The following is a 20,925-nucleotide window of genomic DNA, read 5'->3' on the forward strand; positions in this document are numbered from 1 at the left end:
TCTGTAACGAATAAAAGAGCAATGCCAATGGCAGTTAAAGTATTAGTTGTAGATGACTCGAGCTTCTTTCGTCGCCGAGTGAGTGAAATACTAGAAAAAGATCCTGAAATCAAAGTAATTGACTTTGCTGTGAATGGTCAGGAAGCGGTCGATAAAGCCGCTAAACTGAGGCCAGACGTCATCACTATGGATGTGGAAATGCCAGTAATGGATGGGATTAGCGCAGTTAAGCAGATCATGCAGAGTTCCCCCACTCCGATCCTGATGTTTTCGTCATTAACTCGTGAAGGTGCCAGCGCAACACTCGATGCGCTGGATGCCGGTGCGGTCGATTTCTTACCGAAGAAGTTTGAAGATATTGCCCGTAACAGTGAAGAAGCTATCCGCTCTTTACAGAACAAGGTCAAAGAAATTGGCCGGCGTCGTGTGAGTCGCTTCACCCGGCCTATTGGCTCGTCACCAGCACCAGCACCGACACGCAGCGCGCCAAGTGCATCTTCAGGTCAGCGTCCTGCGGCTAAGCCAATTGCACAACCTGATCGAACATTTTCACGTTCTGCACCTGACACTCCAAGTTCAGGTGCGTCGTTCAAAGCGTCTGGAAAAAAGTATCAAATCGTTGCTATCGGTACATCGACGGGTGGCCCGGTGGCACTGCAAACCATTTTAACCCAGCTGCCTGCGAATTTTCCGCATCCTATCTTGCTGATCCAGCACATGCCAGCAGCATTTACGCCAGCATTTGCACAACGCTTGAATAGTCTGTGCAAAATCAAAGTAAAAGAAGCAGAGCAAGGGGATCGTTTGCAACCAGGTGTTGCATATTTGGCACCCGGGGGCCAGCAGATGTTGGTTGAAGCCAGGGGCGGTAGCAAAACCTTAAAAGTGTTTGAGGATGACAGCCCTCGTATTACCTATAAACCCAGTGTAGATGTTACTTTTGCCAGTACAGCCAAAGCATATAGCGGAGATGTGCTCGCGGTGATACTGACTGGTATGGGTGCGGATGGGCGAGACGGTGCCAGAATGTTGAAACAAAATGGTGCGACTATCTGGGCACAGGATGAAAAAACCTGTGTGGTGTACGGCATGCCACAAGCTGTTGCAAGCGCGGGAATTTCAACTGAAGATATCGCTTTGCAGGATGTAGCACTGAGAATAAACAAAGAAATAGGCTGTGCATAATTGATGTTAGCCTGAATGCGATCTGTGTTTGGCCGAAGGAATAAAAAAATAACGTGAAAATCTGGACGGTAGCGAACCAAAAAGGCGGGGTGGGTAAAACCACCACCACAGTTAGTCTCGGCGGGATCCTGGCGCTCCAGGGGAAACGTGTATTATTGATAGACACAGATCCGCATGCCTCATTAACATACTACTTTGGCATTGACTCGGAAGAGTTAGAAGTCAGTGTGTACGATATTTTCGTTCGCGGTTCAAATATGGCCAGCGAAGAAATTCTTCAGGCACTTTGCCCTTCAACTATCGAGAATCTGGACATATTGCCGGCGACTATGGCTATTGCGACACTGGATCGCAGCATGGGTAATCGCTCGGGTATGGGGCTTATCCTGAAAAAGGCGCTTGCCAAGATCAGTGAGCATTATGACTATGCCATTTTGGATTGCCCGCCAGTACTTGGTGTGCTGATGGTGAATGCTCTCGCTGCAAGCGAGCGCATTCTTATCCCGGTACAAACAGAGTTCCTGGCGTTGAAAGGACTGGATCGCATGATGCGCACAATGTCATTAATGCAAAGTTCGCATTCCAAGCAATATCAATATACTATAGTGCCAACTATGTATGATAAGCGCACTAAAGCATCTCTTGAAGCCTATAAGTCTTTGGTAGAGACTTATCAGGATAAAGTTTGGCCTGGTGTGATCCCGGTTGATACCAAGTTCAGAGATGCCAGTTTAGCGCAGCAAGTTCCGGTGCAGTATTGCCCTAAATCGCGTGGCGTCTATGCATATCGTGCCTTATTAGAACACCTTGCAGAAGTTGATAGAGGTAGTAATGAGTAAGCATCTGTTTGCCAATGAACAGGTCATGAAACAGTATCTGGGTGCCTTGTTACGCGAAGAAGAGGAAGATGAAGTCGCGCTTGCACCTGTGGCTAAGTTGTTGGAGTCTGTGCCTGAAGCACAGGAAGACAATGCCGCAGCGCCCAGTGTTGTTGAGCGCTCAGAGACTGCTCATACTGAAACAGTCGCGGAACAACCCATTGCGGAGCCTCCGGCTGACCCTGTTGTTGAGCAGGAAACCGCTCAGGACGTGCAGGTAATAACCCCGGCCGCTGATCTTGAGATAACTGAAAATACTACTATTATCAAAGAAGAAGCAGAGCAGGCTGTGCCAGCTCGCGCGCGTGATGCTTATCTAGAAAATGAATTTCAGGCGCTGTTTTTCGAAGTTGCCGGGCTTACTTTGGCTGTGCCATTGAAGTCTCTGGGTGGTATACATCAGCTTACTGAAGTTAATCAATTGTTTGGTAAGCCAAAATGGTTTAAAGGTGTGATGCTTAATCGCGAAGAAAAACTCAACGTGGTGGACACTGCCCGGTGGGTGATGCCGGAGAAATTCACACCTGAGCTGGAAGAGAATCTGGACTACCAGTACTTGATCATGCTGGGCGATAGTCAGTGGGGTTTGTTAGCCGAAAATCTGGTCAATAATATTACGTTGAAGCCAGAAGACGTGAAATGGCGAACAGCCGATGGGAAAAGGCCATGGCTGGCGGGCGTCATTAAAGAAAAAATGTGCGCACTGATAGATGTTGAGAATTTAAATCGATTGCTAGAGCATGGCCTCGATAGCCGAGAGCAGTAACTAGCATCTAACTGGAGTAAAATCATGAGTCAAGAGAGAATACTTTCGGCTGATAAAAATGCAGATAGTAATGATGAAGTCCTTCAGTGGGTTACCTATAAGCTAGAGGATGAAACCTACGGCATTAACGTAATGCAGGTGCAGGAAGTATTACGCTACACCGAGATTGCCCCTGTACCGGGTGCACCAACCTATGTGCTTGGTATCATTAATCTACGTGGTAATGTTGTGACTGTCATCGATACCCGCTCTCGTTTTGGGCTACCAAGCTCAGAGGTCACAGACAACTCTCGTATCGTGATCATCGAGGCAGAAAAGCAAGTTGTTGGTATTCTGGTCGACAGTGTTGCTGAGGTAGTGTATCTGCGTAGCTCTGAGATTGACAGTGCACCAAATATTGGCACAGAAGAAAGCGCAAAATTCATTCAAGGTGTTTCTAACCGTGAAGGTGAGCTGCTGATCCTGGTTGATTTGAACAAACTACTCAGTGATGATGAGTGGGATGAGTTGAGCCATATTTAACCCGTGCAAGCAGTAACCCAAAACGAGATTTTATTGCTCCTAGTAATCGCCTCAAGCCTGCTGTGTTTAGTATGCTTGGGGTTTATTTTTGCGCTAAGCAAAAAAGTACAACAGCAAAATAACGAACATGGTAAGTTGCTTCAGCACCTCAAGCGTGAAAATGAACAAGTTGCTATCCTACGTAGCGAAATTGCAGAGGTTCGCGCCAGCGTCCTGAGTATCGGTAAGCGTCTGGTTGCCTGTGAAAATTATGCCAAGGATCTTGCCCAGCAACAGGCCGCTCAAAAGTATGACGATCCTGATGCGAAGATTTATTCCCGTGCAGTCAAGATGGTCGAACTGGGTGCCGACATCGAAGAGATAATGCGAGAGTGTGAACTGCCTCGTGCTGAAGCAGAATTGCTAATGTCCCTACATAACAAACAATGAGATGGTTGTACATTGTCGGCCAACGACAATCCGGTATGAATAAACCGGCTGTGCGTTGGCTGCTTCCCCTCAGGCTGAGAAAGCCTTAAAGGTTTTACTGATAAACAGGTCTTTTTGTTTAAGATTAACTAATGCCTTGCAGCTTGACACCATAAATGGCAATTGCACCACACCGGTTTTCTGTCCCGTGGGCACTAACGCCATAAACGAGTGACGTTTATAGGCTTTAACCCGTTTTCCGTGAACCCCTGGACACTGGATTGTTGGTTGCTTATACACAGAGATATCCTGAATATCCTTAAGGTACGTAAGTTTATTGATCTGGTTAAGGAGAGCCCGGTATCAGGACGGCTCCTTGCTGGGTTAAACCGGGCTCATATATTAAGGATGTACATCAAAGCGCTTAAGGGCGCTCGGATTGCAGATGAAACTGACTAGGCGCAACGCCATATTGCGCTTTAAAACACAGGCTAAAGTAGCTTTGCGATGAAAAGCCGCAATCAAAGGCAACTTGAGTCACACTCATACCATTTGCCAGCATTTGTGCGCCTCTATTGAGCCTGAACTTTTTGACGTACTCAGAAAAAGTCTGCCCTAACAGGGCCTTGAACTTTCTTTGTAGTTGTCGTTCACTCATGGCAACCGTGGGCAAAAGTGATTTGATCGTTAAGCTTTGCTCTGCAAAATGTGCTGCCATCCAGTGTTCCAGTTGGTCGATAAACTGAGCATCTTTGCTACTGATCCCGGCGTATCTTTCACGATGCGTTATGTTGGCGGCTAGGGCGTTGAGTTGTTCGCCCACTCTTTGACTGATTAGGCTGCGTATGTTGAGCAGGTTATGGATCCGGGTTAACAATCGCTCTGCGTTAAAAGGCTTACCCATAAATGCATCAATGTCCATTTTCCAGGCCAGCGTCTGACTGTCATCGTCACCCTTTGCTGTGAGCATGAGTATAGGGATATGGCAGGTTGTGAGCTCTTCACGCAGTTTTTGTGCTAACTGAAATCCATCTAAATTTGGCATCATTAGATCAGTTAAGATGAGATCGGGCACATGTGTTTTTGCCAGGGCGAAACCGCTTTCTCCCTCACTGGCAAACAACACCTGATATGTACCGTGCAGGCAATCCGCTATGTAAGCACGCATATCAGGATTGTCCTCGACAATCAGTATGCTGGGCTGATGTTGTGTGCCTTCATCGGGGCATTGCGGCACACTGGGTGTGATTTGATGTTGCAGATTAGATTGCTCCAGAGTAACCACATCGCTTATTTGCAAAGGATAATCTGTATTGGACGTGTTGTTGCTCAGTGGGAAGGTAACGGTGAACTGCGTGCCCGAAACACCATCGCTACACACTGTGATGTGACCATGTGCGCGCTGCACCAGATCTTTGACGAGGGCAAGGCCAATACCTGTGCCCGCAACTGTGTTAGCCATATCTGTGTCGAGGCGCACAAAGCGTTCAAAAATACGGTGTTGATCATGTGGCGCTATGCCAATGCCGGCGTCGCTGACGCTAAGCTGCACGGTATTGTCGACCTGTTCACACCTGATCTGTATTTCGCTGTCAGGTTTTGAATATTTAATTGCATTAGATATCAAATTACAGAGAATGGCTTCAGCATTTTGTATAGGTATATCAACCAGGCAGCCGCTGTGCGTATGGCACTGAATGTCTATCTTCTCTTCTTTCGCCAGGGCGATAAAAGCAGTAGTTATTTGTTCTGCGATACTGTCTAACGCCAGTGTATGCTTATCCTCAGGCAGGATGAAATCAGATTTGGTCAGCTCTAAGGTTTGTTCTACCAATCTTTGCAGGCGCTTTGCGTTGCTCAGGATTCTTGTCAGTGATGCCTTATCCGGTGTCTCAGTGCTTGTGATGATGGATTCAAGGGGGCCAGTTATAAGCGTCAGCGGGGTTCTGAACTCATGAGAAACGTTGGCGAAAAAAGTGTTTTTCTTTGCAAGTGCTTCTTCGGTCAGCTGTACTTTCTCTGCTGCCATCTTCGCAATTTCTTGCTCTGCTTCCATGGTGGCATTGTAAAAATGAAAGCAGGTGAGGCCCAGTGCCATAAACGCAATGATCAGATTGGATACATGAATATAGGGCAGCAGTTCTGAATAGGCATACGTATACTCAATGTCCTGAGCAAACAAGTAAAACGCAACAAATAGCCCCATGCAAGACACCGTGCAGGTGACGATCCCCCATAATGGAATTTTCCGATAAAACAGGATGAAGGGGACTGCGGCCCATAAATAATGTTGAAATCCGGGTGCTAAACCTAGATACAGGACCACGATTGTGGAGTGAACAAGTACCTCGCCTACCATCAGTAATACGGCACCTGACGTATTATTCGTGCGATTTAATCGTAGTGCAACATACCAGGTAAAGGTGCTGCACACTTCCAGCACGACCAGCTCGGGGATCGCCAGAATAATGAAATCGACTATCAGTAAGGCATGTACAACCAGACCCAGTATACCCACCGCGTTGATTATGGTATGCATGCGGGTATTGCTGTCGGTGATGAAGGGGTTTTGTGCAGCGTCCATAGTGTCTCAGCGATGAAATTCAGTCATTAAAAAAGTAACCTAGAATAACATAGCGCAAAAGTGTGTAACAAAAATGGAGTGCAGGCAAAGAAGCCCGGTCAATCTGTTGGTAAGGCTTCCACAGGTAAACGAGTATGCAGCATATTGAGCTGTTTGTCGGCTTCTTCTCTCACCCAAAGGGTTAACCCATAATTGGCCAGGTAACTCAGGTGCTGTTCAATCTGAGGTGCATCTTTGATTTCCAGTAACCTTACTAATGCTTCTTCCTGCACATCTTCGTGTTGTGATGTCAGATAAGGTATGAGCGCATCAAGATGTTCAGGTTGAAGTATATTTTCCAATGAGATCAGCAAGTCTTCTTGGAGCTGGGCATCAAGTACTTGTGCTTGGTTCAGAATCTTATTCGTATGCGCCATAAGCACCTTTGGTTGTTTTAAGAGTAACGCCTGTTCGGTTAAGGTCAGTAAATCAAGTGGCTGCTCTGTATAGGCGAAGCGTTTATTCAGCTCATCTTTCAGATCTGTGAGCGACTGACTGATCAGATGAGCAGAGGGAACTGAAGCGAGTTGCGCTGTTTGTGGACCAACCACGACGTTGGATTGCTCAATAATGTTGTTTTTGTCCGTTGGCATAGGGTGTTGAACAACATGATTGTCAATGGGCGCAAGGGCAACACTATGGCAAGTATGATTATTTGGTGTAATCGGTTGCGTAGCGGGCGTTACCCAGTTGAGTGCTATTAGTCCATGAATAACCAGACTAACTACGGCGATAAATGCAACTTTGCTCATCAGGAATACTTTGAGTTGTTTTCGGTTGAGTGACACAGGGAAGCACATTGAAGAGTCTGCCCTGTGTGGTTAGCTATTAGCACTGTGGCTCGTTTTTACTCACAGAGACGTAGTAATAGTTTTGCATATTACCATGTCGGGTAATGTCCAGCTTTAACCATTTTCGTTTGCCAATCTTACCTTTACGATAGCTAAAGCGAGTATCCTGTACATCAAAGCGACAGCGGTTCGAGTCACATTTTAGCTGTGCAGTTTCTCCTGACTTAACTTGCTTTTTGCTGTGAGGTGAAAACATCGAGCTGTCTGAGCCGTTATAAGAGGCCACTTGCACCCACTCAATAGTTGTACAATTTTTCACTCTGAAGCGCTTTGCTTCTGCCGGAGCTGAAGTTGCCAGAGTACCCAAAGCGCCAATCACCAGCGCCGTATTCATGAATAGTTTGATATGTGACATGGTATTTTCCTCTACCGTTTTTGCTTTACGTGATATGCCCTGTGGGACGAAGCAAGATTATAAAAGCCGGGTAGAAGGCGCATTCAATTGACCGACAAACTCAGTCAGTGACACGCCAGAATAAGAAAAATTACGATATATGTCAGGATATTAAATGAAATGTCGTCTATTTATATGCGGTGTAGACGGCCTAGAGACGCGAGCAAGATGCTAGAATTTTGATATATGGTGTTTGACAATGGCATGCTCAGGCTTTGATATTCAATTTGCCCTGAAAATGTTTCCAGCCAGGGGGAAATTTACCACGCAAAACGTAGGAAAAAGCGATGAGCTCTGCAATCACATAATACAGTTCTTTGGGGATTTCTTCGTGTAGGTCGAGCTGACTGAGCGTCTGAACGAGCGTGGCATCTTCGTGGATCATGATGTCTTTTTCTTTGGCGAGTGCAATGATCTCTTCAGCCAGTTCGCCAAAGCCCTTACAGACGACTTCAGGTGACTTACCTGCTTCATATAATAAGCCAATGGCGGTTTTTTGTTCCATAAGGTTCAACTACATACACATCACTTTTATCAAAGTAGCATGTAACACGCGGGGAGGCCATTAGTTTACAAGCCCTTACCCGGATAAACTGCCGGATAAGGGCAAACAACTTAGCGCTGATAACACAGTCGGCCATTCACCCAGGTTTGATGAATTGGCACATCCCTCAGCCCTTCGGCGGGACGAGTTAAGGGATCTTCATCAAGTATTGTCAGGTCGGCTTGTTTACCCACGACCAGCTCCCCAATCATGTGATCCATATGACATTGCCAGGCGGCATCATAGGTTGCAGCACGTAGAGCCTGCGCCATAGTTGCACACTCCTGCTCATTGAGGATCGGTGGGTGACCATTTCTATAGGCCTCTTCCGGGGCGTCTTCCATCATACGGGTTACTGCCTGCTCCATCATACGCAGTGGTCCAATAGGGGAGACAAAATGGTCACTGTGTAGGGTATAGCGAAGTGCGTGCTGGCTTGCGGAGGCTGTACGATCAAGGTGTTCAACCACAGGCTGCTCAGGAAACACTTTATGCTTGAAAGTATAACCCCAGTAACCGACATGTCCGATCAAGAAGCTCGGTGACAGCCCAAGGTAGTCCATATCAGCTAAGTTTTGGTCACTTAGTATAGAAGCGTGCTCGATGCGGTGGCGTTTTTCGAGGCCTGCTTTTTCCTGGTTGTTGAGTACATCACGATAAGCCAGGATGGTGTTATCTATGGCATGCGTTCCATTGGCGTGGATCATCAACGGCCAGCCTCGCTCGACCAATTCGGTCACAAGGACCCTGAACGGAGATTCTACTTCATGATCCGCTTCACCCGTCGGCGGGTTGAAATTCCATACCCCATTGGGGTATGTGTTATTGATATTGCTGTCCGGGAATTGATACTTGGTCAGCTGATACCCGGTCAGACCCTGATTAGAGCCGTCACTGACGATTTTTGCATTGGCAATATTGAACCAGTCGGTATGGTAATGGGCCGGCTTGGTTGGAGTGATCTTAGTCCATTGATCGGGACAGGTGTAAAACAATGCGCCTCCCAGCCTTAACCCGGCAAGGCCACTGGAGGCCATCTTACTCAATATCTCCAGTTCAGCATCTTTTAAAGACGCCCCGAGCGCGGCATCCCACATTAGGGTTACACCCCGTGATAACGCGAGTTTAAAGATCTTTTGCAGGTTACCGAATAGGTCCGTAATCCCTTTAGGGTGCTCCAAAAAGTACTGCTCCAGAGCGACTTTAATGACCGGACCAATCTCATCAGATTCAAGTAATATACCGTTTCCAGTCGCAGGTTGTTTGGTTGCATTCAGCGCATTGGTATTGACGTAAGCAACGTGACCGGATGCATTCATAATAAAAATGCACAGGTCTTTTCTGTCAGCCTGATCATTGATTTTATCCAGGTCATCTTTTGTTAAGTCTTGCCAGGGAGTTGGACTTACGGTTCCGTCAGCGGAGGTTGTCGTAATGGGGTTAAATTGACTGGGATCGACGCCAAAAGCTAACAGCCATTTACGGTTTTTTGGTAACTCCCGGGCAGCTTCAATCAAAGTAGTGCATACCGACTGTTTGTTGTAGCCCCTGCCTATGAGATACTGATCGTCACCATCACCGCCACTTTCAACTCCTTTTCTAAATGGTGCCAGTTGCACCCAGGCGTTAAAAGAGGCTGTGGGTGTCAGGTGTACATGGGGCTCTATCATTCCTGGCAGCAGGCAAGCCCCTTGTAAATCCTCCGGATCCGCGTCCGGGTAAAGGCTTTGGCATTGAGCCCGACTGCCCGTGTGGACTATCTGGCCATGTTTGATGACTATTGCTTCAACTGTCTTAGTTACATCGCCGTTTTCAAGTGTCCGAATGGTACCGCCGTAAAAAATCTTGTGTTGCTGGGGTGGCCTGACAAACTGGTTGGCAATGTAATCATCGATATAGTGCTCTGCTGCAATCAGCAATTTATCGAGGTTGAAAACCCCTTTATCTGATTGGCTGCTATCCCCTTGTACTGCGTGACCAAACAGCTGGTAATTACAACAGGCACAACCAAGGTGCGGATGATGTGAAGACATAGCGTTCTCCTTTGCATATGTGATGTAGTGTTAGGCAAGTGGATGCTTGCGCTATAAACGTAGAACATCTAAGCAAAAGTGAAAGCTGGTCGATTTTCTTTATGATCCCGGCTAGTAAAAATTGAGTTACACCTGAATACTGACGATGGCATGGCTGTCGTAAAAGCGCTTTACCTGCGAAGCATCTTCGCGTAATTCGATTTCACCAACCTGAAGACCATGTGCCGCCAGTTTACTGCGCAGCGCGTCCAGGTGCGGTTGTGCCAGCTGGCAGACCGAGGGGCTGTCACCCACTATCTCGCAGTCAACGGCTTTGTCCATCAACTCAGCCTGAACGCTTAACTGGCCGAGCTTAGCATAATCAAAGTTGAGTCGTACAAACCAGACTTGTTTTTCCGGCATATTGGCTATGGCCGGTTTCTTGTATTTTCCAATCTGTAGTTCACTTTGGCGGCATTCCTGTGGCAATTTGAGCGGCATAAACAAGTTGATCAGCAGCTGGCTCTCGCTGTCAAATTTTTGTGCCAACGGCGTTGGGCTGGCATTCGTAGCCAGGTTGTTTTGCAGCAGCGCCAGGTCGTCCATCAGACTGGATTGTGCCTGATGTGTTACCGCCTGAATAAACTGATTGGGTGCAGAGAGTTTAGTGCCGGGTTGTAGCGTTTCAACCAGTGCGGCAACCTGTTGCTCTATGCTGGCTTGCGGCATCACAGTCTGAGTTTTGGCTGCAAGTTGGGTGCCCAATAAGGTCACTATGAGTTTGTCCAACGCTTGTGCAAAACTGCTATTGGGCAGGGCAGGTTGAAGCTGGCTGGCCAAAGCGGGAAGCCGGGCAAACAGCTCATGACTCACTTGCTCTGGTGAATGTCGCGTTTCGTCCATCATCTTACTGAAGGCCTGATGGACCAGACGCATCAGGTCAGCAGACTGTGGGTTGCGAAATTGCTGGGTTGCTGACAGGGTTTCACTGAGCTGCTGTTGCAGCGGTGGGCCCGATTGATTCGGGGCTGCCTCAGCCTGGCGTAAGGTTTTACTAAGGATCTGGGCAATAGGCAAAGATAAGCTGGGTTTTGTTATGGCCAGTTGTTCTGCTTTCGTCTGGCTCATCTGCTGGTCAATGGGTTTGCCCGGTATCTCAGCTGTAACAGGCTTTGCGGTTGCACTTCCAGTTAAAGCCATGGCTTGCTGCACTTGTGGACTGATTATCTGCTGGGCGTTGTAGGGTTTAGACTGTTGAGGCACGACAGCTGAAAATACCTGCTGTAGCAGCGCCAGACGTTGGGTAAAGGCGCTTGACGCTGATGCCGCAGGAGGGGGGGTAATCACCGGTTTGTCATTTGCAGAGGAACCAGTGGTTTGCGGGCTTTTGGCCTCTGTGGCAGGGGCCGTGTTGCTTAATGTCATAGACGTTTGCGGTGTTGCTTGAGCTGACTTGCTTTGAGGGCTCGTTGTTGCTGCCGGTGTCGGCGTCGCGCCGCGTTCAGCAGCTGGACTGTTTTTAGTTGTAGCAGAGGGTGGAGGCAAGCTGTTTTTAGTATCGTTTGCCTTTGTTATGTTAGTAAATGCTTGCTCTACGTTGTCAAGCAGCTGTAATAAAGGCTGACTGTGTAGCGGCGTCATACTTTTCAGAACCAGGGCGGTATTATTCGCGGCTATCTGCGGTAAGGCGGCGCTGGGTGATTGGAGTGTTGCTTGTGGCCCTTGCGTGGTGCCTGGTGTTTGAGGTGCGCTTTTAGCTGAGTGAGCGGACGTTGCATTGAAAAAGGGCCGTGACAGCCATTGACCTATGGCTTGTTTAACCGTCTGTTTTATGTCTGCCATCGATACATTGAGCAAAGGTTTGTCGTATTTTAGTGTCGATTTGGACCCCGTCGCTGAACTGGTTGCCTGCTCTAGTTCAGCGGCAAAACGGTGTGTGGCCAGGTTGGGTAATGCCTGTTGCAGCGGTGTGCTCAGCTTAACCTGTGTCGACTGCTTAGAAACACCGATTTGCAACCCGTCAGGTTGTGCTTTTAACTGGGCGTTAAACCAGCTATTAAGTTTCAGTCCACTCTCTGAGTGGGGGGGTTTTACTTCAACCTGCTGGTTGGCAAGTTGTAGTGTGGCACTGTTGCGACCTAGCTTAATCTTGGGCTGTTCCTGGTTACCGAGTTGGGCAAGTAAAGAAGTTAGTTTGTGTTTACTTACAGGGGCTTTCATCAGCTCATCACCAAAGGCATTAAAAATCTGTAGCAGCAGGGTATTCTGCCGGGTACTCAGATTTGCGACGAGTTTATTCTCCTGTTTGAGTAAGTCAGCAAGAGCCGGGGGTAAGGGTAACGCCAGACCAATTTTGTCCAGCATTAAAGTCGCCTGATTGCCACCTTTGAGCTGAGCGTCGAGCTGTAAGGCGCTTTGGCCGCCAAGCCCTTTGATCAAACTTAACAGGCTCAGCAATGTTTGCGCGGGTTTTATTTGCAGCTTTAATTCCGGGGTGCTGACTGTCAGTAAGGTGCCGTCAGCGCTGAGTTTTATCTCGGCTTCAGGGAGTTTAAGTGGCTGCTGTAATTGACTCTGGCTGGCCAGCCGCACGCCTTGCCAGCGACCATCTATGGTGACTTCCATCTGAATGCTGTCGGGTTTTATCACCAGGTTGCGCGCATTGAAGGTTTGCTCAGCTGCCAGGGTGGGGTTTGCTGATGATCCGCGCTCATTAAGCTGTGAAGTAGCTAAATTTGCATTGTTTTGAATAGAAATCGTCGGCTTATTCATTATTTTAAATCAAATTTTCGTTGATCGGTCGCATCCAATTATTCGTATTACCCTACCACTATGATAGACTAACGCCCAATTTTTTAGCGTCAGAGAGTCGCGCCTTGCTAGAGATAAAGTCCGTCACGTGTGTTAAACAGGACCGCTGTTTGTTTGAGTCATTGAGTTTTTCGCTTCAGGCGGGTCAAATCATGCAAGTTGAAGGCCCAAATGGTGCAGGTAAAACGTCTTTATTACGTATCATTGCGGGTTTCGCCCGAGCCGACGAAGGTCAAATCTGTTTTGAAGGCCAGGATATCTGTCGGGATTACGACACCTTTGCAGAGTCCTTGCTGTTTGTCGGTCACAAAACCGGGGTGAATCAGCAATTGACGGCTTACGAAAACGTACAATATTGGTTGCAGGTACATGGCTACGGGGCCGGCGAAGAGGAAGTCTACCCCTTATTAGGTCAGCTTGGACTGGTGGGGTTAGAGGATGTGCCGGTACGAACCCTTTCGGCGGGACAGCAACGCCGGGTTGCGCTGGTCAGGCTTTGGCTGAATAAGGCCCGCTTGTGGATCCTTGATGAGCCCTTCACAGCACTCGATAAGAAAGGCGTAGCACTGCTGCAACGGCAGTTTGAATCACATCTTACAAATGGCGGCGCCATTTTACTGACGACCCACCAGGATCTGACAACTCAGTTCAGCTCCCTGAAAACCCTGGCTCTGGAGTACCGCCATTAATGAAGGTTGAGCATTCTTATTGGCATTTATTTGTCGCTGTTTATCGTAAAGACGTGACTTTGGCGTTCCGTCAACGCGCCGAAATCGTTAACCCTCTTCTGTTTTTTCTGATAGTCATTTCGTTATTTCCGTTGGCAATTGGGCCCGAACCGGCCTTGCTGGGTCGCATGGCTGCAGGTATCATTTGGGTAGCCGCGTTACTGTCTACCATGTTGGGTTTGGACAAGTTATTTCGCGATGATTATGCCGATGGATCGCTGGAGCAAATGATTGCTTCACCATATCCTTTGTCTTTGTCTGTGCTGGCCAAAGTAGCCGCACACTGGACCATCACCGGATTGCCTATGGTGCTGATGGCACCTTTGTTTGCGCTGTTGATGAATCTCGACAGCCAGGCGCTGGGCGCAACCATTCTGACTTTGTTGATTGGAACGCCTTTATTAAGTTTTATTGGTGCCATTGGCGCCGCGTTAACCGTGGGTTTGCAAAAAGGGGGCATTCTGATGAGTCTGCTTGTTTTACCTTTGTATATCCCGGTTCTGATTTTCGCAACCTCTGCCATTGATACCGCCAGTATGTCGGTCGCCTATGGCGGACAACTTGCGATCCTTGGTGCCATGCTGGCCGTTGCCATTGTCACGGCGCCAATTGCTATATCGTCAGCTTTAAGAGTGAGTGTAAGTTAAAATGTGGAAGTGGTTACATCCCTATGCCAAAGCGGAGCGTGCTTACCAATTGTGTAACACTTTGCTTCCGTACTTTGTTACCGTAACGGCGGTGTGTATCGCCGTCGGATGGATCTGGGGCCTGGCATTTGCCCCGGCAGATTATCAGCAAAAGGACAGCTATCGCATTATCTTTATTCACGTGCCTTCGGCCATTTTGTCTATGGGTGCGTATTCTTCTATGGCCATTGCTGCGATCGTTGCCCTGGTGTGGCAGATCCGTAATGCCGAACTCGCTGTGGTTGCGATTGCGCCAGTTGGTGCAGCTATGACCGCCATTGCACTTATCACCGGTGCTGCCTGGGGTAAACCTATGTGGGGTGCCTGGTGGGTATGGGATGCACGTTTGACCTCTGAGTTAATCCTGCTGTTTTTATACTTTGGGGTGTTGTCTCTATATCACGCTTTCGAAGACAAGAAATCTGGCGGCAGAGCGGCCTGTATTCTTGCCATTGTCGGTGTGATTAACCTGCCAATTATTCATTTTTCTGTTGAGTGGTGGAACACCTTGCATCAGGGTTCAACCATTACCAAGTTTGATACGTCAGCCATCGATCCGTCTATGTTATGGCCGTTACTTATCAATATTTTAGGATTTGCTGCATTTGTTGGCGCGCTGTCACTGGTACGCCTTAAAAATGAGATCCTTCAGGTCGAGAAGCACCGCCCCTGGGTGCGTCAGCTGGTTAGTCGAGGTTAAGTATGCAGTTTGAATCTTTGAGTGACTTTTTTCATATGGGTGGTTACGCCTTTTATGTGTGGCTGTCTTTTGGCAGTTGTGCCTTTATCCTGCTGGGATTGGTGTGGGCGTCACTAAACGATGCCAAGCGCATTAAGCGTGAAGTAGCAGCACAAATTAAGCGTGAAGCGCGCATCAAGCAGGCCCGCGAAGAGGAGGTAAAAGCATGAACCCAAGACGTAAAAAACGCCTGTTTGCCGTTGTAGCCGTGATCTTCGGGATCGGCTCTGCCGTAGGTCTGACCCTGTATGCGTTGCAGGAAAACATCAATCTTTTCTATACGCCCAGTGAGCTAATTGAAGGTAAAGGGCCAGAGAAAGAGTTGCCTTATATCGGACAAAAACTGCGCATCGGAGGTATGGTTGTGCCGGGCAGTGTGGCTCGAGTTGAAACGTCTCTGGATGTGACCTTCAAGCTCATCGATACCGGTCCTATGGTAACCATTAAATACCACGGTATCTTACCTGACTTGTTCCGTGAAGGTCAGGGGATCGTTGCGCAGGGGACATTGGTTGAACCTAACGTCATTGAAGCATTTGAAGTGTTGGCAAAACACGATGAAGAGTATATGCCAGCTGAAATCGCTGAGGCAGTGAAGGGGATCAAGCATGAGAAACCTAAGTATAACTTAAGCAGCGAGAACTAATATGATCCCTGAGATAGGTTATTTTTCATTGGTTCTGGCTATGGGCTTGAGCCTGCTGTTGTGTATTTTTCCTCTCTGGGGGGCTTATACCGGCAACTTGCGCCTGATGCGCACAGCCCCTTCGCTGGCTGTGGGTCAGTGCTTGCTGGTGTTGTTCTCTTTTGGTGTACTGATTTACATCACATTGACTGATGACTTTACCGTTGCTTATGTGGCGCATCATTCTTCCAGCACGCTGCCTTGGTACTATAAAGTCACTTCGACCTGGGGAGGCCATGAAGGCGCTATCCTGTTGTGGTTGGTGATGCAGGCTAGCTGGACGGCACTAGTTGCTATGATGTCTAAGTCCTTGCCTTGGGTGCTGCGCGCGCGCGTACTGGGCGTGCTGGGTTTTCTGGGGGTTGGCTTTATGCTCTACACCTTGTGGATGTCGAGCCCGTTTGAGCGACTATTACCTTATTATCCGGTTGAAGGCCGTGACCTCAATCCTCTGTTGCAAGACCCTGGGATGATCATTCACCCACCTCTGCTCTATATGGGCTATGTGGGATTATCTGTGTCTTTCTCTTTTGCTATCGCAGCCCTTTTGACAGGTAAGTTAGACAATACCTGGGCGAAATGGTCGCGTCCCTGGACAATGGCAGCATGGGGTTTCTTAACCCTGGGTATTACCATCGGAAGCTGGTGGGCTTATGCAGAGCTAGGCTGGGGCGGCTGGTGGTTCTGGGATCCGGTTGAAAATGCTTCTTTAATGCCCTGGTTGGTTGCAACCGCGTTATTACACTCTCTGGCTATAACGGAGAAGCGAGGCGTATTTAAGTCCTGGACTGTTTTGTTAGCCATCGCGGCCTTTAGCTTGTGTCTGCTAGGTACCTTTATCGTTCGTTCCGGCATTATTGTCTCTGTACACGCTTTTGCGACAGACCCGGATCGTGGATTGTTTATTTTATCTTTCCTCGCTTTAGTGGTTGGCGGCAGTTTGGCACTGTACGGGCTGCGTGTCAGCCAGGTTTACAGCGAAGGTCGTTATAAGCTGGTATCACGCGAAGTCGGGTTGTGGGTGAATAATATCTTCTTGGTTGTGGCAACATTGATTGTATTACTGGGTACGTTATTACCTATGATCCATAAAGAACTGGGGCTGGGAACAATCTCCATTGGTGTGCCGTTCTTTAATCAGATGTTTGCGATTTTGATCGTGCCGTTTGCCATCTTAATGGGCATGGCGCCTATGCTGCGTTGGAAACAAAATAAGTTGCCACCTTTGGCTAAAAAGGGGGTGGGCATTTTGGTTGCGACCATAGTGATCACCAGTGCCTGGTTGTTCTCCAGTTTTGATGAAATAAGCACGCTGACTTATCTGGCTACGGCACTGGCGGTGTGGATCTGTATCGCCACGGTCGTCGACCTGGTAGAAAAAGTCAGTGTTCACCCAAGCACAGCACAGGGTCTGAAGCGCCTAGGCATGAGCTATTGGGCGATGGTGCTGGGTCATGTAGGTATTGCGTTTGTGATTGCCAGTGTGACTCTGACCTCTGCGTATTCAGTAGAGCGTTCAGTCGTAATGAAAAAAGGTGAAACCGCAACGCTCAATGACTATGAGTATCGCTTTGAAGGCGTGAACGAGATCCGTGGCCCTAACTATGGCGGCCATGCTGGCGAAGTCACCGTATTTAAGGACGGTGAGTACGTGACCTTGCTGCATGCAGAAAAGCGTTTGTATGATGTGGGCATGCAATTTATGACTGAAGCTGCGATTGACGATGGTTTCTACCGTGATCTGTATCTGGCGCTGGGCGAATCTATGGGCAATGGTGCCTGGTCACTGCGCATCTATCACAAGCCTTATGTTCGCTGGATGTGGCTGGGCGGTATCCTAATCTCCCTGGCTGGTTTCATTGTTCTGGCCGACAAGCGCTATCGTCGTCGCAAGCAAACCTCTGTGGAGCATGGATAATGAACAAAAAGTTTTTAGGCCTGGTGCCACTGCTGATTTTTGTGTTGTTGTGCGTGTTCTTATATCAGGGCTTATTTGGTAACCCAAGAGAGCTACAAACTGGCCGACTTGGCCAGACTATGCCAGCGTTTGAGTTGCCAGATTTGATGGACGAACAAAAGCGCTGGACAGATCAGGACCTGCTGGGTGAAGTTTATCTGCTGAACGTATGGGGCACCTGGTGCCCAACCTGTATTGCAGAGCTTGGTTACCTTACCGAGTTGCGCGAGCAGGGCGTGCGGATCATAGGCTTATACTACGAGCAAGCCTATGACCCTGATTTTGGCGATCAGTTTGATATCAATTACCTGCGTACCGATGTCCAGCAAATGCTGGCGCGTGCAGGGGATCCATACCAGTTTAATATTCTTGATTTGGAGCGTACTTTAGCGCTGGATTTGGGGGTTTCCGGCGCACCGGAAACTTTCCTGGTAGATAAAAACGGTAAGATCATTTTGCACCACACTGGCGATATTAATCCTCGGGTATGGCGCAGCAAATTTGCTCCGGCAATTCAGGAGTTGCAACCATGAAAAAACTAATGCTGGCATTGGCATTACTGGCTGGCCTGTGGTCGCTCAGTGCTAATGCTGTTGAAGATAAGTACCAGTTCAAAAATGCGGAAAGAGAGCAAACTTTTAAAGAGTTGGTGCAGGAACTCAGATGTCCAAAATGTCAGAACCAGAATATAGCTGATTCTGACGCGGTGGTCGCGAAAGACTTACGTGACCGGGTACTGGACATGGTTCGTGAGGGTAAATCTAAGCAAGAAGTGATTGATTTTATGATCGATCGTTATGGCTATTTTGTTCATTACCAGCCACCCGTTACACCTGCCACGATTGTACTGTGGGTCATGCCTGTGGTGATCCTGGTGCTGGGTTTTGGTTTTATTGTATTCAGACAGAAAAAAGCAGCACGTAAACAAAGCTGGAGCCCCGAAGATGAGCAAAAGCTAGCAGAGCTTATCAAACAAAGCCAGCGTAAGGAGCGTACTTCATGAATGACATGATGCAAATGTGGGGGTTGTTTGCGCTCTTGACTGTGCTGGCCGCGCTGTTCGTGGTGATGCCGTTTTTTCGTCGCGATAAGCTGGTTGCGGTAGACCATGATGCAAATGCTGAACGCATTGATATTTATCAGCAGCGTTTGCAGGAGCTGGCGGACGAGCTGGCCAATCAGCGTATTGATCAAAACAGTCACGATGAATCTGTGCTGGAAATGAAACGTCGCTTGCTGAACGAGCTGTCACCAGAACGCACGCTCGATACGCGGGGTAATAACCTGGTACTGGCAAGCACGGGTGTGGCATTTTTGTTGGTTGTCAGCGCGGTATTTTATTCTTTTACCGGCAGTCAGAAGCAAATCGCCGATTGGTATAAAGCCATTGATATGCTCCCTGAATACGGCCAGCGTGCTGTGATGCAAACTGGTGATCCTCTCAGCCCGAATGAACTTCAGGCGTTTGCTTTGGGTCTGCGTACTAAACTGGCCAACAGCGGTGATGATGCTGTTGCCTGGATGCTGCTCGGCCGTGTTGCGATGTCGCTTAATGACTTCGAAATGGCGATGCAGGCATTCGATAAAGCGCTGGAAATGCAACCGAATAACAGTAATGTCAAGGTGAGCTATGCTCAGGCGTTATTGGTTGAAGGGTCAGAAAATGCGATGAACCGTGCTGCAGGTATGTTGTCTCAGGTACTGCAACGTGAGCCGCGTAACATTGATGCAATTTCTTTACTGGCACTGATCGCTTATGAACGTCAGGACTGGAAAGAATCTAAAGCGGCGTTCGAAGTCTTGCTGGCATCGATGACGCAGGATGATCCACGTTATACGATGATCAAACAGCGTATTACGGATTTGAACGAAAAGCTGAGCACAGCGCAAGTTGCGCAGCCTGCAATGCCTGAAAACGGTCTGCAAGTGTCGGTTTCTCTGGCAAATGAACTGGCTGATAAAATTCCTGAGAATGCTACTTTGTTTGTGTTTGCCAAAGCTGCGCAAGGTCCACCTATGCCATTGGCAGTGGCCAAACTTACAGATTTTAACTTGCCATTGAGTGTCAATTTGAACGATAGTATGGCGATGATGCCTAACCTCAAGCTGTCAGGGTTTAAAGAAGTGATTGTTACGGCGCGTATTTCAGTGGATGGCAACGTGGCTCTACAGAGCGGTGAGCTTGAAGGCGCGACTCAGACCATTACGATGACCCCAGAAGCACAGCAGGTTTCGGTCACTATCAGTCGTGTTATAACCAGCACAGGAAACTAAATGTATAAAAAACTCGTTGGCGCCGCTTTGGCGCTAATTTTATCCGGGTGTGCGCAAGTCCCCGAAGAAAAACAAGATCCGCGGGATCCACTACAGTCGCTCAACCGACCCTTGTATGACTTCAATATGGATGTACTGGATGCCTATATCCTGCGCCCGGCTGCAAAAGGCTATATTGCCATTACGCCTGCGCCGGTCCGTAGCAGCCTGGTGAACTTTACTACTAACCTGGCAGCGCCTACGGACGCAGTTAACGCGGCCCTGCAGGCAAAGCCTGGTGATGCGGGTATTAATGTTGCGCGTTTTTTGGTGAATACAACGGTGGGGATTTTCGGCCTGTTTGATGTCGCTAAATCGCTGGGCCTGGAACACAAAGACGAAGACTTTGGTCAGACTCTCGGTGTTTGGGGTGTCGGTGACGGCGCTTATCTGATGATCCCGGGTTATGGGCCTTCAACAGCGCGTAATCTCACAGGTGATATTGTCGACAATGTTGTGTTGCCAGAGATAGCGCTGTCTACGCCACAGACCATTTTGGTGTTTGCACTGCGGGCAGTCGAAGCCAGAGCAAGCCTGATGTCACAGGAAAAGCTGCTTAACGAGTCACTCGACCCATACATCTTCCTTAAAGATGTTTATTTGCAGCGTCAACTTTACGAACTCCACGATGGTAACCCGCCTGTTGAGGAGGAGCCAGAAGAGTTTGATGAGGACTTCCTCGAAAACCTCTAAGCATTTATTGAGCCGGTCAGCACCCACTGACCGGCTTTTTTTGTGACCGTCGCCAAACCCCCATAGGCTTTGAGTGTCTGAAATACACCAAATTGATTCAATATGACCCCTTCTTTAGAGAGACAAAAAC

The 20,925-nt window shown here is 48.3% G+C and carries 22 protein-coding genes; 15 read left to right on the top strand and 7 right to left on the bottom strand.

Annotation, left to right across the window (positions count from 1 at the left end; translation table 11 throughout):
• The first annotated feature begins 27 nt into the window (after nt 1–27).
• The 5 genes from AT705_RS18850 to AT705_RS18870 are packed head-to-tail and all read left to right on the top strand — an operon-like array spanning nt 28 to nt 3,780.
• Nucleotides 28–1,185, top strand: coding sequence for a protein-glutamate methylesterase/protein-glutamine glutaminase (locus tag AT705_RS18850; RefSeq protein WP_058797769.1), 1,158 nt, complete (start codon nt 28–30; stop codon nt 1,183–1,185).
• A gap of 53 nt (nt 1,186–1,238) precedes the next feature.
• Nucleotides 1,239–2,024, top strand: a complete 786-nt coding sequence (locus AT705_RS18855; RefSeq protein ID WP_058797770.1) for a ParA family protein — start codon at nt 1,239–1,241, stop codon at nt 2,022–2,024.
• Nucleotides 2,017–2,829, top strand: coding sequence for a chemotaxis protein CheW (locus AT705_RS18860; protein ID WP_058797771.1), 813 nt, complete (start codon nt 2,017–2,019; stop codon nt 2,827–2,829). Before AT705_RS18855 ends, AT705_RS18860 begins: the two co-directional genes overlap by 8 nt.
• Nucleotides 2,830–2,853: 24 nt before the next feature.
• Nucleotides 2,854–3,351, top strand: a complete 498-nt coding sequence (locus tag AT705_RS18865; protein WP_010385708.1) for a chemotaxis protein CheW — start codon at nt 2,854–2,856, stop codon at nt 3,349–3,351.
• A gap of 27 nt (nt 3,352–3,378) precedes the next feature.
• Nucleotides 3,379–3,780 (top strand): DUF2802 domain-containing protein, encoded by a 402-nt coding sequence (locus tag AT705_RS18870; RefSeq protein WP_417712662.1) that lies wholly within the window; start codon nt 3,379–3,381, stop codon nt 3,778–3,780.
• Nucleotides 3,781–3,849: 69 nt separating this feature from the next.
• Here the strand turns inward: AT705_RS18870 and AT705_RS18875 are convergent, their stop codons facing one another.
• The 7 genes from AT705_RS18875 to AT705_RS18905 all read right to left on the bottom strand — a co-directional run bounded on the left by AT705_RS18875 (nt 3,850) and on the right by AT705_RS18905 (nt 12,955).
• Complete coding sequence (locus AT705_RS18875) at nt 3,850–4,059, bottom strand: hypothetical protein (RefSeq protein WP_058797772.1); 210 nt, start codon at nt 4,057–4,059, stop codon at nt 3,850–3,852.
• 124 nt (nt 4,060–4,183) lie between these two features.
• A complete protein-coding gene (locus AT705_RS18880) occupies nt 4,184–6,343 on the bottom strand; it encodes a hybrid sensor histidine kinase/response regulator transcription factor (protein WP_058797773.1) in 2,160 nt (719 codons plus the stop codon).
• 98 nt (nt 6,344–6,441) lie between these two features.
• The gene (locus AT705_RS18885) at nt 6,442–7,134 is read right to left on the bottom strand and encodes a hypothetical protein (RefSeq protein WP_058797774.1); all 693 of its coding nucleotides are present in this window, start codon (nt 7,132–7,134) and stop codon (nt 6,442–6,444) included.
• A gap of 76 nt (nt 7,135–7,210) precedes the next feature.
• On the bottom strand, nt 7,211–7,588 hold the full coding sequence (locus AT705_RS18890; RefSeq protein WP_058797775.1) for a hypothetical protein: 378 nt from the start codon (nt 7,586–7,588) through the stop codon (nt 7,211–7,213).
• 247 nt (nt 7,589–7,835) lie between these two features.
• The gene (locus AT705_RS18895) at nt 7,836–8,132 is read right to left on the bottom strand and encodes an EscU/YscU/HrcU family type III secretion system export apparatus switch protein (protein WP_010385716.1); all 297 of its coding nucleotides are present in this window, start codon (nt 8,130–8,132) and stop codon (nt 7,836–7,838) included.
• Nucleotides 8,133–8,242: 110 nt separating this feature from the next.
• Nucleotides 8,243–10,204 (bottom strand): amidohydrolase, encoded by a 1,962-nt coding sequence (locus tag AT705_RS18900; RefSeq protein WP_058797776.1) that lies wholly within the window; start codon nt 10,202–10,204, stop codon nt 8,243–8,245.
• Nucleotides 10,205–10,330: 126 nt separating this feature from the next.
• Nucleotides 10,331–12,955 carry a flagellar hook-length control protein FliK gene (locus AT705_RS18905; protein WP_058797777.1) on the bottom strand — a complete coding sequence of 875 codons (2,625 nt, stop codon included), beginning with the start codon at nt 12,953–12,955 and terminating at the stop codon, nt 10,331–10,333.
• A gap of 104 nt (nt 12,956–13,059) precedes the next feature.
• On the opposite strand from AT705_RS18905, the gene ccmA reads away from it, so the two are divergent.
• Genes ccmA through AT705_RS18955 form a run of 10 tightly spaced genes read left to right on the top strand, consistent with a single transcriptional unit; the run spans nt 13,060 to nt 20,795 of the window.
• On the top strand, nt 13,060–13,683 hold the full coding sequence (gene ccmA, locus AT705_RS18910; protein ID WP_082669037.1) for a cytochrome c biogenesis heme-transporting ATPase CcmA: 624 nt from the start codon (nt 13,060–13,062) through the stop codon (nt 13,681–13,683).
• Entirely contained in the window at nt 13,683–14,369 is a 687-nt protein-coding gene (ccmB, locus tag AT705_RS18915) for a heme exporter protein CcmB (RefSeq protein WP_010385720.1), read from the top strand. The genes ccmA and ccmB overlap by 1 nt, the downstream gene beginning before the upstream one ends.
• A gap of 1 nt (nt 14,370) precedes the next feature.
• On the top strand, nt 14,371–15,108 hold the full coding sequence (locus AT705_RS18920) for a heme ABC transporter permease (protein WP_058797778.1): 738 nt from the start codon (nt 14,371–14,373) through the stop codon (nt 15,106–15,108).
• 2 nt (nt 15,109–15,110) lie between these two features.
• Nucleotides 15,111–15,317 carry a heme exporter protein CcmD gene (ccmD, locus tag AT705_RS18925; RefSeq protein WP_010385722.1) on the top strand — a complete coding sequence of 69 codons (207 nt, stop codon included), beginning with the start codon at nt 15,111–15,113 and terminating at the stop codon, nt 15,315–15,317.
• On the top strand, nt 15,314–15,793 hold the full coding sequence (gene ccmE, locus AT705_RS18930) for a cytochrome c maturation protein CcmE (protein WP_058797779.1): 480 nt from the start codon (nt 15,314–15,316) through the stop codon (nt 15,791–15,793). Before ccmD ends, ccmE begins: the two co-directional genes overlap by 4 nt.
• A gap of 1 nt (nt 15,794) precedes the next feature.
• A complete protein-coding gene (locus tag AT705_RS18935) occupies nt 15,795–17,750 on the top strand; it encodes a heme lyase CcmF/NrfE family subunit (RefSeq protein WP_058797780.1) in 1,956 nt (651 codons plus the stop codon).
• The gene (locus AT705_RS18940) at nt 17,750–18,322 is read left to right on the top strand and encodes a redoxin family protein (protein ID WP_010385726.1); all 573 of its coding nucleotides are present in this window, start codon (nt 17,750–17,752) and stop codon (nt 18,320–18,322) included. Before AT705_RS18935 ends, AT705_RS18940 begins: the two co-directional genes overlap by 1 nt.
• Entirely contained in the window at nt 18,319–18,792 is a 474-nt protein-coding gene (locus tag AT705_RS18945; protein ID WP_058797781.1) for a cytochrome c-type biogenesis protein, read from the top strand. The genes AT705_RS18940 and AT705_RS18945 overlap by 4 nt, the downstream gene beginning before the upstream one ends.
• Nucleotides 18,789–20,063 carry a c-type cytochrome biogenesis protein CcmI gene (ccmI, locus tag AT705_RS18950; RefSeq protein WP_420492109.1) on the top strand — a complete coding sequence of 425 codons (1,275 nt, stop codon included), beginning with the start codon at nt 18,789–18,791 and terminating at the stop codon, nt 20,061–20,063. Before AT705_RS18945 ends, ccmI begins: the two co-directional genes overlap by 4 nt.
• Complete coding sequence (locus tag AT705_RS18955; protein WP_058797782.1) at nt 20,064–20,795, top strand: MlaA family lipoprotein; 732 nt, start codon at nt 20,064–20,066, stop codon at nt 20,793–20,795.
• Nucleotides 20,796–20,925: the final 130 nt, after the last annotated feature.

The organism is Pseudoalteromonas rubra (genome assembly GCF_001482385.1).
Classification (GTDB): domain Bacteria; phylum Pseudomonadota; class Gammaproteobacteria; order Enterobacterales; family Alteromonadaceae; genus Pseudoalteromonas; species Pseudoalteromonas ardens.

Coding starts and splice junctions, on each gene's coding strand:
- AT705_RS18850 (WP_058797769.1), top strand. CDS start 28: ATGGCAGTTAAAGTATTAGTTGTAGATGACTCGAGCTTCTTTCGTCGC.
- AT705_RS18860 (WP_058797771.1), top strand. CDS start 2,017: ATGAGTAAGCATCTGTTTGCCAATGAACAGGTCATGAAACAGTATCTG.
- AT705_RS18865 (WP_010385708.1), top strand. CDS start 2,854: ATGAGTCAAGAGAGAATACTTTCGGCTGATAAAAATGCAGATAGTAAT.
- AT705_RS18880 (WP_058797773.1), bottom strand. CDS start 6,343: ATGGACGCTGCACAAAACCCCTTCATCACCGACAGCAATACCCGCATG.
- AT705_RS18885 (WP_058797774.1), bottom strand. CDS start 7,134: ATGAGCAAAGTTGCATTTATCGCCGTAGTTAGTCTGGTTATTCATGGA.
- AT705_RS18890 (WP_058797775.1), bottom strand. CDS start 7,588: ATGTCACATATCAAACTATTCATGAATACGGCGCTGGTGATTGGCGCT.
- AT705_RS18895 (WP_010385716.1), bottom strand. CDS start 8,132: ATGGAACAAAAAACCGCCATTGGCTTATTATATGAAGCAGGTAAGTCA.
- AT705_RS18900 (WP_058797776.1), bottom strand. CDS start 10,204: ATGTCTTCACATCATCCGCACCTTGGTTGTGCCTGTTGTAATTACCAG.
- AT705_RS18905 (WP_058797777.1), bottom strand. CDS start 12,955: ATGAATAAGCCGACGATTTCTATTCAAAACAATGCAAATTTAGCTACT.
- ccmB (WP_010385720.1), top strand. CDS start 13,683: ATGAAGGTTGAGCATTCTTATTGGCATTTATTTGTCGCTGTTTATCGT.
- AT705_RS18920 (WP_058797778.1), top strand. CDS start 14,371: ATGTGGAAGTGGTTACATCCCTATGCCAAAGCGGAGCGTGCTTACCAA.
- ccmD (WP_010385722.1), top strand. CDS start 15,111: ATGCAGTTTGAATCTTTGAGTGACTTTTTTCATATGGGTGGTTACGCC.
- ccmE (WP_058797779.1), top strand. CDS start 15,314: ATGAACCCAAGACGTAAAAAACGCCTGTTTGCCGTTGTAGCCGTGATC.
- AT705_RS18935 (WP_058797780.1), top strand. CDS start 15,795: ATGATCCCTGAGATAGGTTATTTTTCATTGGTTCTGGCTATGGGCTTG.
- AT705_RS18940 (WP_010385726.1), top strand. CDS start 17,750: ATGAACAAAAAGTTTTTAGGCCTGGTGCCACTGCTGATTTTTGTGTTG.
- AT705_RS18945 (WP_058797781.1), top strand. CDS start 18,319: ATGAAAAAACTAATGCTGGCATTGGCATTACTGGCTGGCCTGTGGTCG.
- ccmI (WP_420492109.1), top strand. CDS start 18,789: ATGAATGACATGATGCAAATGTGGGGGTTGTTTGCGCTCTTGACTGTG.
- AT705_RS18955 (WP_058797782.1), top strand. CDS start 20,064: ATGTATAAAAAACTCGTTGGCGCCGCTTTGGCGCTAATTTTATCCGGG.